This window comes from Chryseobacterium metallicongregator, from assembly GCF_031324065.1.
Classification (GTDB): Bacteria; Bacteroidota; Bacteroidia; order Flavobacteriales; family Weeksellaceae; genus Chryseobacterium; species Chryseobacterium metallicongregator.
The window spans coordinates 462,543-477,448 of record NZ_JAVIXS010000020.1 but is presented as its reverse complement, the minus strand read 5'-3'; the positions used below and the strand labels follow the sequence as shown (position 1 = coordinate 477,448).

14 protein-coding genes are annotated in these 14,906 nt (G+C 34.9%); 7 read left to right on the top strand and 7 right to left on the bottom strand.

All coding sequences use genetic code 11. The features are described from left to right. Window positions 1–3 precede the first annotated feature (3 nt). Window positions 4–708: a DUF4294 domain-containing protein gene (locus tag REB14_RS20070; protein ID WP_034698532.1), complete on the top strand. Its 705-nt coding sequence runs from the start codon at window positions 4–6 to the stop codon at window positions 706–708. Between the two features lie 25 nt (window positions 709–733). On the opposite strand, the gene REB14_RS20065 is transcribed toward REB14_RS20070, so the two are convergent. Next, window positions 734–1,150, bottom strand: coding sequence for an NUDIX domain-containing protein (locus tag REB14_RS20065; protein WP_079241390.1), 417 nt, complete (start codon window positions 1,148–1,150; stop codon window positions 734–736). 213 nt (window positions 1,151–1,363) lie between these two features. After that, window positions 1,364–2,038 carry a tRNA (5-methylaminomethyl-2-thiouridine)(34)-methyltransferase MnmC2 gene (mnmC2, locus tag REB14_RS20060; RefSeq protein WP_047431425.1) on the bottom strand — a complete coding sequence of 225 codons (675 nt, stop codon included), beginning with the start codon at window positions 2,036–2,038 and terminating at the stop codon, window positions 1,364–1,366. Between the two features lie 85 nt (window positions 2,039–2,123). Between mnmC2 and REB14_RS20055 the strand changes: the two genes are divergently transcribed. The 6 genes from REB14_RS20055 (at window position 2,124) to REB14_RS20030 (ending at window position 8,181) form a co-directional block, all read left to right on the top strand. Beyond that, window positions 2,124–3,194 carry a branched-chain amino acid aminotransferase gene (locus REB14_RS20055; protein WP_309523088.1) on the top strand — a complete coding sequence of 357 codons (1,071 nt, stop codon included), beginning with the start codon at window positions 2,124–2,126 and terminating at the stop codon, window positions 3,192–3,194. A gap of 171 nt (window positions 3,195–3,365) precedes the next feature. Then, entirely contained in the window at window positions 3,366–3,878 is a 513-nt protein-coding gene (locus REB14_RS20050) for an FKBP-type peptidyl-prolyl cis-trans isomerase (protein ID WP_309523087.1), read from the top strand. An 82-nt stretch (window positions 3,879–3,960) separates the two neighbouring features. After that, window positions 3,961–4,998: a peptidylprolyl isomerase gene (locus REB14_RS20045; protein WP_238594424.1), complete on the top strand. Its 1,038-nt coding sequence runs from the start codon at window positions 3,961–3,963 to the stop codon at window positions 4,996–4,998. A 172-nt stretch (window positions 4,999–5,170) separates the two neighbouring features. Further along, complete coding sequence (locus REB14_RS20040; protein ID WP_309523086.1) at window positions 5,171–5,746, top strand: hypothetical protein; 576 nt, start codon at window positions 5,171–5,173, stop codon at window positions 5,744–5,746. Window positions 5,747–5,893: 147 nt separating this feature from the next. After that, window positions 5,894–6,115, top strand: coding sequence for a hypothetical protein (locus REB14_RS20035; RefSeq protein ID WP_309523085.1), 222 nt, complete (start codon window positions 5,894–5,896; stop codon window positions 6,113–6,115). Between the two features lie 458 nt (window positions 6,116–6,573). After that, window positions 6,574–8,181, top strand: a complete 1,608-nt coding sequence (locus REB14_RS20030; protein WP_309523084.1) for a reverse transcriptase domain-containing protein — start codon at window positions 6,574–6,576, stop codon at window positions 8,179–8,181. 95 nt (window positions 8,182–8,276) lie between these two features. Here REB14_RS20030 and REB14_RS20025 read toward each other — a convergent pair whose 3' ends face one another. The 5 genes from REB14_RS20025 to REB14_RS20005 form a co-directional block, all read right to left on the bottom strand. Next, window positions 8,277–8,507, bottom strand: coding sequence for a hypothetical protein (locus tag REB14_RS20025; RefSeq protein ID WP_156106539.1), 231 nt, complete (start codon window positions 8,505–8,507; stop codon window positions 8,277–8,279). A 971-nt stretch (window positions 8,508–9,478) separates the two neighbouring features. Beyond that, on the bottom strand, window positions 9,479–10,837 hold the full coding sequence (locus REB14_RS20020; protein ID WP_309523083.1) for a M28 family peptidase: 1,359 nt from the start codon (window positions 10,835–10,837) through the stop codon (window positions 9,479–9,481). Window positions 10,838–10,840: 3 nt separating this feature from the next. Continuing rightward, a complete protein-coding gene (locus REB14_RS20015; protein WP_309523082.1) occupies window positions 10,841–12,199 on the bottom strand; it encodes a M28 family peptidase in 1,359 nt (452 codons plus the stop codon). A 2-nt stretch (window positions 12,200–12,201) separates the two neighbouring features. Then, window positions 12,202–13,605, bottom strand: coding sequence for a M28 family peptidase (locus REB14_RS20010; protein ID WP_309523081.1), 1,404 nt, complete (start codon window positions 13,603–13,605; stop codon window positions 12,202–12,204). Between the two features lie 54 nt (window positions 13,606–13,659). Beyond that, the gene (locus REB14_RS20005) at window positions 13,660–14,904 is read right to left on the bottom strand and encodes a DUF1015 domain-containing protein (protein WP_079241399.1); all 1,245 of its coding nucleotides are present in this window, start codon (window positions 14,902–14,904) and stop codon (window positions 13,660–13,662) included. Between the last annotated feature and the right edge of the window lie 2 nt (window positions 14,905–14,906).

Genomic DNA, 14,906 nt, shown 5'->3' with positions numbered 1-14,906 from the left:
ATAATGAATTTTAGTAAGATTATCTGCCTTTTTATTTTCTTTTTTGGAGTCAGTGTTTTTGGTCAGAAAGATGGAATAGTGGCAAAACCACTCAATCAGTATCCGCCCGAATCCCTGAAAGTGGATGAATTTGGTAATAAGTATTATTATGACGAACAGCAGAAGATTAAGGTGTATGAAATCAATGGAGAGCCTGTAGTTGTATTGGATGAGTTGGTTTTAGTGAATAAACCGAGATTTAATAATCAGCTGGATAAGAATTACTATTATTTTCTGAATAAAAAGCTGTACAGAGTATATCCTTTATTTGTTACTGCACTACAGCAGTACAGAGATATCCAGAAAGACATGAATGATATGGACAGCAAAGCCAAAAGAAAGTTTGTAAGAGAAAGACAGAATATGCTTGCAGACCAATATGAAAAGCAACTAAGAGATCTTACTACTACCGAAGGGCAGGTTTTTGCAAAGCTGATGAACAGAGCAACCGGAAAAAACGTATTTGAGATTATCAAAGAATTAAGAGGCGGATGGAGTGCTTTCTGGTGGAATGTAAAAGGAAAAATGGCTGATATTGATCTGAAAGAGCGCTATGATCCTCACGCTAACAGAAGTGACGAATTTATAGAGTCATTACTACAGTCTAATTGGAATTCAGGTTATCTGCAGCCTTATCCCGGAGCAAATGATTTTAAAGTAAAGAAATAATATAAAAATTCCTGTAAGAATATGCTTACAGGAATTTTTCTTTTAATTTATCGAATACAATTTTATCTATTGGCAGAGGAAAAGGATTGTCTGGTCTGTCTATATCAATCCATTCTGTTTTTTCGATGCAGGGATCCAAAATAATAAAGTCTTCCTCGTTGACGATGTCTACTATATAATATATGGTAAGAAGCTGCTCGTTTTCTTTGAAACGGGATACCAGAAAGTTTTCCTGAGTATAGAAATGTTCCAGCACATTGATTTTTACATTCAGTTCTTCATCAAACTCACGATGCAGACATTCCAGTACTCCTTCACCGTATTCCAATCCACCACCCGGAAATTTCATTAAAGGCTCGCCGGCATATTCTTCAAATAAAGTCAGAACTTGTTTATCTTTTACCGCACAGGCATACACTCTAATGTTGATCTTATCTATCATATATATAATGTATAATATTTGTATAGCTAATGTAAGTAATTTTGTTGGAAAAATCCGAAAGCTGGAAGTGCGAAGCTGGAAGTTTTAACACTATTTATTCTTAATAATGTTGAACTAATGTATCTTATTATTGATTATTATTTTAAAATAAAAAATCAGAATTAATTTAAGGAGCCGACCGTAAACATCCAGCTTCCATCCTCAAGCTTCCTTCTATAACTTAATGGCATTAATCATCTCTCTTTTTCCTGGAGGGCCTTGTTTTTTCTCTACCTGGAAATTCAATTCCTGCAGGATTCTTCTTACACTTCCTTTAGAAGAGTAGGTGGTTAATAATCCGTTAATGGCCATTTTGTCAGATACCAGTTCGAATAATGGTTTTTCCCAAAGATCTGGCTGTACTCTGGCTCCAAAACAGTCGAAGTAAACAAGGTTGATTTTGGGCAGATCAATGTCTTTCAGGTCGAAAAAATCACATTCTATCTTTTTTAAATTGAATCCACTAATGATTTCTACTGACTTTTCCCAATCTGCCAGATGAATTTTCTGATAAATATTTTTAAACTCTGGGTTATCAAAAAGTTCAAAGTAAGCCAAATCCTTAACTTCGGATTCATTTATGGGGTATTTTTCTAGCGAAAAATAATTGATGACATGATTTTTGTCAGTTTTTAAATATTCATTAATTGTTACTAAAACATTCAAACCTGTTCCAAAACCGAGTTCTAAAATATTAATTTCGCAATCATTTATTAAATTAAGTCCGTTTTTGATAAACACGTGTTCGGCTTCCTGCAGTGCCCCATGATGAGAATGGTAATTTTCGTTTAAATCATTGATAAACAATGTTTTACTACCGTCGTTTGTGGTCTTTATTTCTCTTTTCAAGCTATTTTTTTGTCAAATTTACTCTAAAATTTTTATATTTAGAAAATTATGTTAAATTTGTAGAACATCGTAAAAATTTTAAAAAATGATAATTCAAAAAACTGAAAACTCCAGAATTTCTACATTTGACCCTAACAATTTTTCATTTGGTGGTACTTTTATTGATCATATGATCATTTGTGAGTACGAAGATGGAAAATGGGGTGATGTAAAATTAGTTCCTTACGGTCCGATTCCATTTACACCTGCCATGATGGGAGTAAACTATGGACAAGCTTGTTTTGAAGGTATGAAAGCCTATAAAGACAAAGACGGGCAGGTTTTCCTTTTCAGGCCTGAAAAGAATTTTGAACGTATCAACAAGTCAGCGAAGCGTCTTGCAATGCCGGAAGTGACTGAAGAAATGTTTTTAGACGGATTAAAGGCATTAGTAGATATCGACAGAGAGTGGATTCCACAGGGGGAAGGAATGTCTCTTTATATCAGACCTTTGATTTTTGCTACTGAAGAAGCTTTGAAAGCAAGAGTATCTAATAAATATATGTTTGCTATCGTTGCAACACCTGCGAAGAGCTACTATTCTGAACCGGTATCTGTAAAAATTTCTGATCACTATTCAAGAGCTGCAAACGGTGGAGTAGGTTCCGCGAAAGCTGCAGGTAACTATGCTGCTTCTTTCTATCCAACTCAGTTGGCAATCGAAGAAGGATATGAGCAAATCATCTGGACAGATGATGCTACTCACGAATATTTCGAAGAGAGTGGCACAATGAATGTATTTGTAAGAATTAACGATACCATCTATACACCTCCAACATCTGAGAAAATCCTTGACGGAGTAACAAGAGACAGCTTCATCCAGTTAGCTAAGAAAAGAGGTATTGAAGTAAAAGTAGAACCAATTCCTGTGAAAACAGTTATTGAAGCTTTAAAGAATGGTGAGCTTAAAGAAGTTTGGGGAGTAGGTACGGCAGTAGTAACTACACAGTTCCAGGCGTTAGGATACCAGGGTGAAAAGCTTGCGCTTCCAAGATTATCTGACGAAGAAAGCTACGCAGCTCTTCTTAAGAAAGATTTGGTAGATCTTCAAAATAACCTTTCTGAAGATCCTTTCGGATGGAGAGTTATGGTAGATCATGCACTTGAAACAGTTTAATAGTAATTAAATAACTATATGAAAGCCGGGTTTTTCCCGGCTTTTTTGTATTTATGCATTGATATAAAATGGAAGAATAGTTTTGTAGAAGATGAATACATTCTTCCATTCACATATTTCTGTGTCAAGTTTTGTAATTGATTCCCGAAATGTGTATTTTCGCAAAAGTTTATGAGAAAAATACTCTTCATATCAGCTATAAGCCTGTTGAGCTGCAACAGAAATACACAGACGGCGCATCCTCCTGTTGGTGGGGTTTTAAGCCAAAAAGATCTGGATGTTTCTAAGAACAGGATGAAAAATTTGAATGTCATAGAAAGAGGGCAGATTCAGGATTGGATCAGCGGTCAGTCTGTGAAGTATTATCCAACGCAGCTTAATTATTGGGTAACGGTAGAAGGTTATGATCAAAGAGAAAGAAGGAAAGATGAAACTACAATTTCCTATTCTTATGATCTGTATGATTTTGATCAGACTAAAATCTACGATCAGCCTTTTGAAAGAAGAGATGCCAGATTCGGGCACTTTGATGAACTGAGAGCAGTGGAGAACGCTTTGCGTTTTATACATGATGGAGAGGAAGTAACGCTTTTGGTGCCGTCTTCTTTAGCCTACGGAACTTACGGAGACGAAAAGAAAATAGACAACGACATTCCATTAATCATAAAATTAAAAGCTTTATAAATACATGAAATTGTTTAACAAGAATATAATTCTGGCAGCGGCAAGTATTTCGCTGATGAGTTGTACCCCAATTTATAAAAAAATGAACGTAGACAAAGAAACTTACGAAGGTCTTAATGACGGACTTTATGCCAATCTTCAAACTACAAAAGGTAACTTAATTGTAAAGTTTGAGGACAAGAAAGCACCAGTAACTGTAGCCAACTTTATCGGTCTTGCAGAAGGGAAAATCGACAACAAAGCTAAGGCTAAAGGAGTTCCTTACTATGACGGAACTATTTTCCACCGAGTAATCAAAGATTTCATGATCCAGGGAGGAGATCCTCAGGGAACTGGAATGGGAGATCCTGGATATAAATTCGAGGATGAAAGAAACGACCTTAAGCATACAGGAAAAGGAGTTCTTTCTATGGCAAACTCAGGACCTAATACAAACGGTTCTCAGTTCTTTATCACTGAAGTTGCTACACCTTGGTTAGACGGAAGACACACGATCTTCGGAAAAGTGGTAAAAGGAAATGATGTAATTGATGCGATTGCTAACGTTGAAAAAGGAGCTCAGGATAAGCCTAAAACTGATATCGTTTTAGAAAAAGTTTCTGTTTTCAGCAAAGGTGATGAGTACAAGCACTACGATGCAGCTAAAACTTTCAATGAAGGAAAAGCTAAAATCGCAGAAAATAATAAGGCTTTTATCGCTAAAGAAGAGGCTGAAAAGAAGAAAAGAGAAGAAGAATTCAAAGCTAACCAGGAAAAAATGGTGGAAAACCTGAAAGCTGGTATGCAAAAAACTGAATCAGGTCTTTACTATAAAATCACAAAAACAGCTGATGGTAAAGCTCCAAAAGCGGGTGACAATGTATCTGTACACTATGCAGGTAAATTGGTAGACGGAACTGAATTTGATTCTTCATTCAAAAGAAACGAACCTATCGAAATTCCAATCGGAATGGGAAGAGTAATCAAAGGATGGGATGAGGGTATCCTGTTATTGAAAGAAGGTGAAACTGCTACATTATTGATCCCGCCTGCAATGGCTTACGGAGAAAGAGGAGCAGGAGGAGTGATCCCGCCAAATTCCTGGTTAGTTTTCGATGTTGAGCTTGTAAAAGTAAAATAATTGAATCTTCAAGATATTATCAAAAAGCCGTCCGAAAGGATGGCTTTTTTTATTGGTCTCAAATACATTCTGTAACGATTGACGTACAGGTTACGACCCATTTTAGTATCTGGAAAGATTATCCGTTTTTTCAGTAAAAAGTAATTTTCAAATTTATAATAATCATGCAACAATGAAAACCAAATCACTTCTGTTTCTGTTCGTTCTGCTGTCGTTAATGACTTTTTCGCAGGCTAAGGCCAATCCTGATGATTCAGCGATAAAAAAATCACTTACCTATTTTGTAAACAGTATTCAATCTAAACACATAGATCAGGCAGTAAGCTGTATATATCCAAAGTACTTCACTGTAGTTTCAAAAGAGCAGATGACGCAGATTCTGAATATGACTTACAATAATCAATTCATGAAAATTGAAGTACAGGATCTGAAGTTTGGAAATATTGAAAAACCTGAACTCATTACCGGTGAATATTTTTCCATTACCCAATATTTTTTGAAGCTGAAATGTAATGTCAGTTCATTAAACGATGAAATAAAAAAGAAAATGACCAGTGCTTTAACAGCCAAATATGGTGCAAATAATGTGAAGTATCTGGCCAACGAGGGTTCGTATCTCATCAACGCTAATATGAAAGCCTGTGCGGTTTCAAAAGATAAAAAGGTGTGGAAATTTGTGATTCTTGAAAAGCAATATAAGAAAGAACTTTTGACCGTGTTACCGAAGAAAATTCTGGATAAATTCTAAAGGATTGAGCAATTAACTATCATATTAAGATTTTACGTCTTGAAAAAGCTGTTTTTTTGTTTTGTAAATACCGTAGAAATACGGATTTCGGCAAGGCTTTATTACCTCTATCTTTATCATGCACTTAAAAGAACAAAATAAAAGAATATGTTTAACCTGAATTACGATCAGATAAAGAAGGAAATAGAATCTGAAGTATGCGGAGAACACGGCATGCATCCGGAATTTGTAAAAACAGAAGAAGGCTTTGGAATAAAAGCCTGCTGTGAACCTTTTAGAGAAGAGCTTGTTGAAAAGTCAGGAAAAATGATTGAAGAAGAAACCAAAAAGATCCTTGAAGAAATGATGAAGGATCTGTTTAAAGAATAAGTTTTTACGATGTTAAGATAACTTTGTTATCACCAGAGCTGCTCCGGATGGAGTGGCTTTTTTGGTTGGAAATACCGTGGAAATACGGTTTCCCGTATTTTTATATATACTTAATTTTGTAAAATTGTTTTCACTTAATTAAGAAATTGAATTTGTTGAATTAGAGAGAAGTGCCGGTGGATGCGTTTAAGGGAATAGATTATTAATTTAATCTAGCTCAATATTAAAAGCTATTGAGGTGAGGGTATTTTATATATGCAAGTGAGAAGATGTATAATCTCATCACAGGCTAACCATTGTAGACTTACCAGGCTATAAATACTGATAGTTGCAATGACCTTCAATGTTGTTTGTTTACTCATAGACAGTAATGCTTTAAGACGTAAAGATACGACAATTATTTACTACCCAACTTGAATCGGGGCGGCGTTGAGATTTATTTAAAACGTCGAAAGAGCATGCATTTACCACAATATTTATATTGTAAAAGCTGGCCTCGTGTTGGGCTTCTCTCTTTTCAACTTAAACAATTAAAAGCTATGGTTAAAAAAGATTGGTTTAAAATAAAAAAATATCCACATATTGGATTTCCATTAAAAGACAGTGATAGATATAAATGGATTGAAAATTATATTTTAAATCCTGAAAATATTAAAAAACATTCTTTTTTACCATTTATTCATAAAACATCTAAAGTTCGTAAGTTTAGAAAAGAATATTCCCTTGATAATGGCAATTGTATAGAATCAGAGAATGGGAAATCCTTAAGAATCTCTACTACGAAAGAGAGAGAGTTGTATTACGCAAGTCATCTTGATTCCTTGATTTTTAGTTATTATTCAGAACGATTATCAGATAAATATGAATTAATTATCGAAAAAAAATCTTTGCATGATGTAGTTAATGCTTACAGATCTGTGCCAATTGATATTAATAATCCTCATAAAGGGAATAAATGTAATATTGATTTTGCAAATGACGTTTTTAAATATATAAAAGACTATAAAGAGCAAGAGTTTGTTGTAATTACGTTTGATATAAAGAGCTTCTTTGATAATTTAGATCATAAATTACTTAGAAATGTTTGGATGAATATTCTAGAAGTTGACAGGTTGCCTCCTGACCATTTTAATGTTTTCAAAAATATAACTAGATATAGCTATGTTGATATAGTTGACATTTTTAAAGAATTTAAAAATGTAATTTATACCCAAAGAAAATATAAAAACAATTTGTATGGCAAAATTAAGACTAAGAGGGTATCAAGGGTAAAATTTTTAAGAAATCAAGATACAATAGCTTTTTGTACAGTCAAAGAATTTTTGAAAAAGAAAAATAAACTTTTAAAGAATTCGAAAAAAGTAAAGAAAGATGGTAATTTGATTGAAAGGAATTTTGGAATTCCTCAAGGGTCTCCAATTAGTTCAATTTTGGCTAATATGTATTTGCTTGATTTTGATATTGAAATAAATAATTTGGTTAAAAATTTTGGTATTTATAGACGATATTCGGATGACATGATAGTTGTATGTCCAATAAATCTAAAAAATAATATTGAAGATAGTGTTTACAAAAAAATTCAAAACTTTAAGTTAGAAATACAGGAATCTAAAACACAGATATTCTATTTTAAGAAAGAAGGGGAAAGATTAGTGTGTGGTCAAGAGTTTACTTCAGGGATTAATTGGAATAAAAATCTTATTTATCTAGGTTTTGAATTTGATGGTGATACAGTTTTGCTTAAGTCGGCAAGTTTATCGACTTATTATAGAAAAATGTGTAGGTCTATTAATAGAGCGAAGAATTATTCAAAAAAAAGGAAAAATAAAAATAGAGGAGAATTATTTAGAAGAAGGATTTATAAAAAGTTTTCAATCCTTGGTGCGAACAGGAGAAGAAAATTTATTTATGATAAAAATAAAAGAGAATTTATAAAATCAGATTATTATGATTGGGGGAATTTTTTATCATATGCTAGAAAAGCTAGTGAAATTATGATTACAAATAAAATCAAGAATCAAATCAAAAATCATTGGAAAAAACTAAATATCTTAATTAATGAATAATCTTACTATTAAATTTAAGATGAGTTTAAAAATAAAAAACCGCCCCAAACAGGGCGGTTTTTTCAGTAAAAATAAATTGAAAGTTATATGTTCTGTTATCTTTTCTTCATACTCGTTCCGGCTAAAGAACTGATGAATACAAGGCCAAACCCGATATAAGCGGCAAATGCCGTCAGGTATATAATTAAGCTGTTAAAGCTTGGTTCTAAGGCGTATACCAACACAGAAAATGCAGCAAAACTTAATACCAGCAATAGGCTCCATATATGCAATTTTGCAGCATCTTCATTTCTCTTAAAAATCATTTCAAAAAAGGCTCTCATCATTACTAACATTTTAAGGGTTATACATTAATTAATAGGATAAAGGCGCACTCATCACGGTAAAAAGAATAAATTCCTTTACTGGGCTAAGGTTCACGATGACTTTGCCATTTATTTATATCATAACACCGGGCTGAAAGTCCGGGATATTTTTGTTTTTTTCGAATCAATAAAGATTCTTGCTTATTGTGATACCAGTTAGATACGGGGTGCAAAACTGCTGTGAAGAACTAACGGGGGTTAGTTAATCACGGACCCGTATCTTTTACGGCATCGTAGAAAAAAAAGGATTCATATACTAGATATGAACTTGAATCGGTGGAAAAACTGAAAATCCACAGAAAACCTCTTTTCTCATCCTTAGTGTTTTTTTAATTTTTTCTCAATATTTTACATGCTAATATCATGCCAAAGTTCTGTTTTTGCGATTAACACTTTGTTTCACGGGATTGATGAGATTATTGTGAAACGTGTTTTTTATCTGTTATTTCCTTAAACAAAGAAAAATTTTCTGTTTTTAAGCTTGAATACTCTGAAGTAAAGAAAATATTACGGTGAAATTATTTTTTTATATTTCCCATGCAATCATAAAAGTTTATTAACGAAGCTGAAAGGTATTAAAATATTCAGGATAGCATCATAAACGCCGTACGGAATTGGTGTTATTTGTGAAAGCGTTAGTGTCATTAGTGTTTAATCAATCAAACCACAAATGTCACAAATGTTTTGCACAAATTTCACAAATCATTCGTTTCAATTTGCAAAATCTGCGAAAAAATATTTAAGTTTTGGGTAAAGTCACTTGACATCCGTATAATATTCAATTCGTGTTATTCGTGAAATCATTCGTGAAATTTGTGTTTAATTTTAAGAACCACAAATTCCACTAATGAAATACTGTAAAGTTCATTGTAAATTTAAGAGTCATTAATAGTAAAATAAAAAACCGCCTTTATAAGACGGTTTCATATGTATTACCAATTTTTATCAATCATATAGATAATCTGGGTTAAAGCGGTTGCTCCCAATAAAAGCTCTCTTCGGTTCACCTTTTCAAAAGTATCTTCTTCTGTGTGGTGAATATCGAAATAGCGTTGAGAATCCGGCATCAGCTCAGCTGCAGGAATTCCCATGTCGTGAAGCGGATAAAGGTCTGTTCCTGAAAATCGCTCTTCAAAATTGTAAACTCCGTACGGAAGGAATAAACTCGACCAGCTTTTGATCTGGTTTCTTTTGGTATCATCCATATCCAATGCAATACCTCTCGGTGCGAAACCTCCGGCATCTGTTTCAATGGCAAAAAGATGTTTTTCGTTTTTCTCTTTTACGGTTTTACCATATTGGATTCCGCCTTTTACTCCATTTTCTTCATTGGCAAAACAAACAACTCTGATGGTGTGGTTGTTCGGAATACCTAACTTTTTAAAAGTCCTTAATACTTCAATGCTTTGTACAATTCCGGCTCCGTCATCATGTGCGCCTTCGCCTACATCCCAGGAATCAAGGTGTCCACCGACAACAATGACGCTTTGGTCTTTTTTACCTGTAATTTCTCCGATCACAGAATGGGATAGTTTTTCTCCTTTCATTCCGCAGTTGGAATTGAGTTTTGCAATAACTTTCTGGCTTTTCAGTAAAGCTTCCAGTTCATCTGCAGTTGTGCTTCCGATAGCAATTGCCGGTATTTTGGAAACCTTGTCTTCGTAGCGCATTGCTCCAGTGTGAGGTACGTCATCAAAAGCAGAAGACAGAGATCTTACGATGGCAAATTTACCTCCTTTTTTAGCGGTTAGAGAAGCTGCGGTAGTTCTGTATTTTGCAGCATCACCATAGGCTTTAAAGGTTTCTATGAAAGACTGACTGAAAGCATAGTTGAAGAATACAATTTTATCTTTTACTTTTTCAGCGGGAAGTTTATCATATTCTTCCATAGATTTTACCATGATGATTTCCCCGGAAACATCTTTTCCTCCGGTTCCTTCAGAATTTCCAAGAGAAAGCATTTTAAGGCTTTTCCATTTTCCGGTGGAAGTTTGGATATTCAGAGATTCTTTTCCTCTTTCCCATACCGGAATCATGACTTCCTGAAGCCATACTTTATCAGCGCCGGCATCACGAAGTTTTTGTTCAGCCCATTTTACCGATTTTTCGTAAGCTTCGGATCCACTTAGACGGTGGCCAATATTTTTTGTAAGCTCTCTAAGCTCTGTATATCCTTTTCCGTTGTTCAGAATTTCTGTTGAGATTTTTCTGAACTGGATAGAATCTTCTTTAGACTGGCCAAAAGCGACCATTCCAAAAAGCAATAATGAAGTTCCTAGTATCTTTTTCATTGTTTACCAATTTTTATCAATCATATAAATAAGTTGTGTCATCACCGCAGAACCCAGTAAAAGTTCTCTACGGTTGACTTTTTCAAAAGTGTCTTCTTCGGTATGGTGGATATCGAAATAGCGTTGCGGATCCGGTACCAGTTCAGCAGTGGGAACTCCCATTTCATGAAGTGGAGCGATGTCTGATCCGGAATATTTACCTTCAAAGTTGTAAACACCATAAGGTAAAAAAAGATTTCCCCAGCTTTTGATCTGGTTCCTTTGAGGCTCATTCATTTCCAGAGAAATTCCCCGTGGTGAAAATCCTCCTGCATCCGATTCTATGGCAAATAGATGCTTCTCGTTGTTTTCTTTGACAACTTTGCCATATTGTTTTCCGCCTTTTGTACCATTTTCTTCATTGGCAAAACAAACGGCGCGAATGGTATGATTATTCTGAATACCTAATTTTTTAAAGGTTCTTAATACCTCAATACTTTGAACAATGCCGGCTCCGTCATCATGAGCACCTTCTCCAACATCCCAGGAATCTAAATGTCCACCAACAACAATAACACTTTGGTCTTTTTTACCGGTAATTTCCCCAATAACAGAGTGGGAAAGTTTTTCTCCTTTCATTCCACAGTTGGAATTGAGTTTTGCTGTTACTTTCTGGTTTTTCAATAAAGCTTCCAGTTCATCAGCAGATGTATTTCCAATGGTTATGGCTGGTATTTTGGAAATATTTTCGTCATAGCGCATATTGCCTGTGTGAGGAACATCGTCAAAAGCGGAAGAAAGTGACCGGATGATGGCAAATTTTCCTCCTTTTTTAGCTGTCAATGAAGCGGCAGTTCGTCTATAAGCTCCTGCATCACGATAAGAAATGAAGGTCTGTACATTTTCCTGATTAAAAGGGTAGTTGAAAAATACAATCTTATCTTTCACCTTTTCTGCAGGAAGTTTATCATATTCTTCCAGTGATTTTACCATAATAATATCACCTGAGACATCTTTTCCTCCTGTTCCTTCGGAATTTCCAAGGGAAAGCATTTTCATACTTTTCCAATTTCCATTAGAAATTTTGATGTGCAATGACTCTTTTCCTCTTACCCAAACCGGAATCATGACTTCCTGAAGCCATACTTTATCGGCTCCGGCATCACGAAGCTTCTGGGCAGCCCACTGTACGGATTTCTCATAGGCTTCAGAACCGCTTAAACGGTTGCCTATGGTTTTGGTAAGTTCTCTAAGTTCATTGTATCCTTTACCGTTATTTAGAATTTCAGTGGAAATTCTTTTGAATTGGATGGAATCATCTTTAGTCTGTCCAAAAACGACCATTCCGAAAAGCAATAATGCTGTTCCTGCTATTTTTTTCATTGTTACCAGTTTTTATCAACCATAAAAATCATCTGTGTTATGGCGACAGCCCCAAGAAGAAGCTCTCTTTTATTTACTTTATCAAAAGTATCCTGCTCGGAGTGGTGATAATCAAAATATCTTTGTGTATCTACCACAAGCTCTGCTAAAGGAATGTCGAGTTTTTTTAAAGGTGAAATATCCTGAATTGCTTCTGTCTGGTCGAAATCATAAACGCCATAAGGAAGGAAATATTCTTTCCACGGATACACCAGTCTTCTTCTCTGAGGAGACATATCCAAGGAAAATCCTCGTGGAGAATATCCTCCGGCATCGGTTCCTAAGGCAAATACATGCTTTTCGTCTTTCTTTTTTACATATGCAGCATACATCTCACGGCCTTGTCCTCCGTTTTCACTGTTGGCATACAAAACTACACGGATGGTGTGGTTATTTTCATATCCAAGTGCTTTCAAAGTTCTTAACACTTCGATGCACTGCACTACACCTGTTCCATCATCCACTGCACCTTCACCAATATCCCACGAATCCAGTTGAGCCCCTAAAACAATTACTTTAGAGTCTTTTTTGCCTCCAATTTCAGCAATGATATTGGGATTTGTAGTGTCACCTTTCGCTTCGGCGGTCATATTGATTTTAGCTGTGACTTTTTGCTTTTTTAAAGTTTTCTCCAATTCATCTGCAGATCTTACTCCAATTGATAAAGCTGGAATTTTAACTTTATCATCAGGTTCGTAATAAATCATTTTAGCATGAGGAGTGTCATCATTAGCTGTGGTCAGCGACCTTATAATTAATGCTTTTGCACCTGTCTTAGCAATCACAGAAGCGGAAATTAATTTTGATTTTGCAGTTTGTAAATAGGAATCACTTGTATTAATAATTTTCGGGTCCATAGGAACATTCACAAAAACTATTTTATCTTTTAACTGGCCTATTGACATGGCATTCAGCTCTGATGTGGAATTGATTAAAACGATTTCACCCACCAGATCTTTTCCGCCTGTTCCTTCAGAATTTCCGAAAGAAAGCATTCTGATGTTTTTCCAATCTCCATTTCCTGCTTTGATTTGTAAGGATTCTTTTCCTCTGATCCAGACTGGTGCTTTGGCTTCCTGTCTCCAGATCATATTAATACCGATTTCCTTAAATTTTTTTTCTGCCCATTCTACAGCTTTGGTATAACCGGGAGTTGCACTGAAACGCGGACCAATTCTTTTGGTGAGTTCTCCAAGATTATCATAAGCAGTACCGTTAGCCATAATTTCATCTGAAATTTTTCTGAACTCATCATGATAATTAAATTTGGCAACAGTACCTTTTTTTGCCGGGCTTTTTTGTGGCTTTTTCTGAGAAAATAAAAATCCACTCAAAAAGAGTGGAAGTATAATGAATATTTTTTTCATTTTTTATTTACTTATCTTTTCCATTGATAAAAGTAGGGAAAAAATAGGAATTTATTAAGGTTTCATGTCGTACATTAATAAGGCTGTAATTAATTTGGGCTCAATAAATGTACATTTTGGAGGCATGCTTAATTTTAAGTCTGAAATTTTAATCATATCATTAAAACTTACAGGGTAAATTCCAAAACCAACTTTACCTTCACCGTTGTCTACTTTTTCTTTTAAAAGATTAATTCCATTGATATTGGAAGTTCCCTTTACATAAGAAATAAGTTCAGAGCTGTCCGGATCTTCAATTTTCAGAATGTTTTTGAAAATATACTTATCTAAAAGATGGTGATCCAGATTGTCAAGAGACATTTCTTTGGAACGAAGATCGTGCTTCACGTGAAGAGAATAGAACTTCCCATCCATATACATTGAAATATGGAATTTTTGAGAAGGATAGTATGATGCTTCTCCTTTTTCGTGAATCAGGAAATATTTCTCAAGCTCTTTCAGGAAATCTGCCGGAGAAGTACCATTCAGATCGTGTAAGATTCTGTTGTAATCATGAATCTTTATCGACTGGTTGGAGACAATAAAGCTGTATACAAAGTTGTAAAGTTCTGTACCATTATGCTTTTTGTTTTTCTCCTTGTGATATTTTGCATTGATTGCAGTGGAACCAATTCTGTGATGTCCATCAGCAATATAAAACGAATCAATCTGATCAATCACTTCTTTAAATTGCTGTAGCTTCAGGCGGTTGTCTATTCTCCAGATTTTATGTCTGATACCCATAGAATCTACATGATTGAAGATAGGAACATTTTTTTCCTCATGATTCATCAGCAATTCAATTTTTGAATTGGCAGGGTAGGTAAGAAGCACAGGTTCAGCCTGCAGGTTTACTTTTTCAAGGTAGTGAGCCAGTTTTTCCTTTTTTTGCGGGATGGTACTTTCATGTCTTTTGATTTTTCCATTCCAGAAATCTTCAATACTTGCCAATCCCAGAAGTCCTCTGAACATCTGTTTGTTGGGGTAGATCTGCTCATAAAGATAGTAGGCTGAGTTGTCCTGGACCAATTTCTTTTCTTCCAGAAGCTCTTCAAATGTGGAACGGATCTTTCGAAGGTTCCGGTCAATATCTTTAGATTTACTTACAACATAAGGTTTAATCATATTGATGTAAGTATTTTCAACTTGAGCCTTCTCTGCGATCTCTTCCTGGGTGAAATTATCCAGTGGATGGGTAGGGAAAGTGCTCTCAAAGTCTCTATGAGGTCTTATTCCACGGAAAGGTTTAAAAACAGGCATAT

Bases quoted from the DNA above. Each gene is read 5' to 3' on its own strand.
- REB14_RS20070 (WP_034698532.1), top strand. From the start codon at position 4: ATGAATTTTAGTAAGATTATCTGCCTTTTTATTTTCTTTTTTGGAGTC.
- REB14_RS20065 (WP_079241390.1), bottom strand. From the start codon at position 1,150: ATGATAGATAAGATCAACATTAGAGTGTATGCCTGTGCGGTAAAAGAT.
- REB14_RS20055 (WP_309523088.1), top strand. From the start codon at position 2,124: ATGATAATTCAAAAAACTGAAAACTCCAGAATTTCTACATTTGACCCT.
- REB14_RS20050 (WP_309523087.1), top strand. From the start codon at position 3,366: ATGAGAAAAATACTCTTCATATCAGCTATAAGCCTGTTGAGCTGCAAC.
- REB14_RS20045 (WP_238594424.1), top strand. From the start codon at position 3,961: ATGAACGTAGACAAAGAAACTTACGAAGGTCTTAATGACGGACTTTAT.
- REB14_RS20040 (WP_309523086.1), top strand. From the start codon at position 5,171: ATGAAAACCAAATCACTTCTGTTTCTGTTCGTTCTGCTGTCGTTAATG.
- REB14_RS20035 (WP_309523085.1), top strand. From the start codon at position 5,894: ATGTTTAACCTGAATTACGATCAGATAAAGAAGGAAATAGAATCTGAA.
- REB14_RS20030 (WP_309523084.1), top strand. From the start codon at position 6,574: ATGCATTTACCACAATATTTATATTGTAAAAGCTGGCCTCGTGTTGGG.
- REB14_RS20025 (WP_156106539.1), bottom strand. From the start codon at position 8,507: ATGATGAGAGCCTTTTTTGAAATGATTTTTAAGAGAAATGAAGATGCT.
- REB14_RS20020 (WP_309523083.1), bottom strand. From the start codon at position 10,837: ATGAAAAAGATACTAGGAACTTCATTATTGCTTTTTGGAATGGTCGCT.
- REB14_RS20015 (WP_309523082.1), bottom strand. From the start codon at position 12,199: ATGAAAAAAATAGCAGGAACAGCATTATTGCTTTTCGGAATGGTCGTT.
- REB14_RS20010 (WP_309523081.1), bottom strand. From the start codon at position 13,605: ATGAAAAAAATATTCATTATACTTCCACTCTTTTTGAGTGGATTTTTA.
- REB14_RS20005 (WP_079241399.1), bottom strand. From the start codon at position 14,904: ATGCCTGTTTTTAAACCTTTCCGTGGAATAAGACCTCATAGAGACTTT.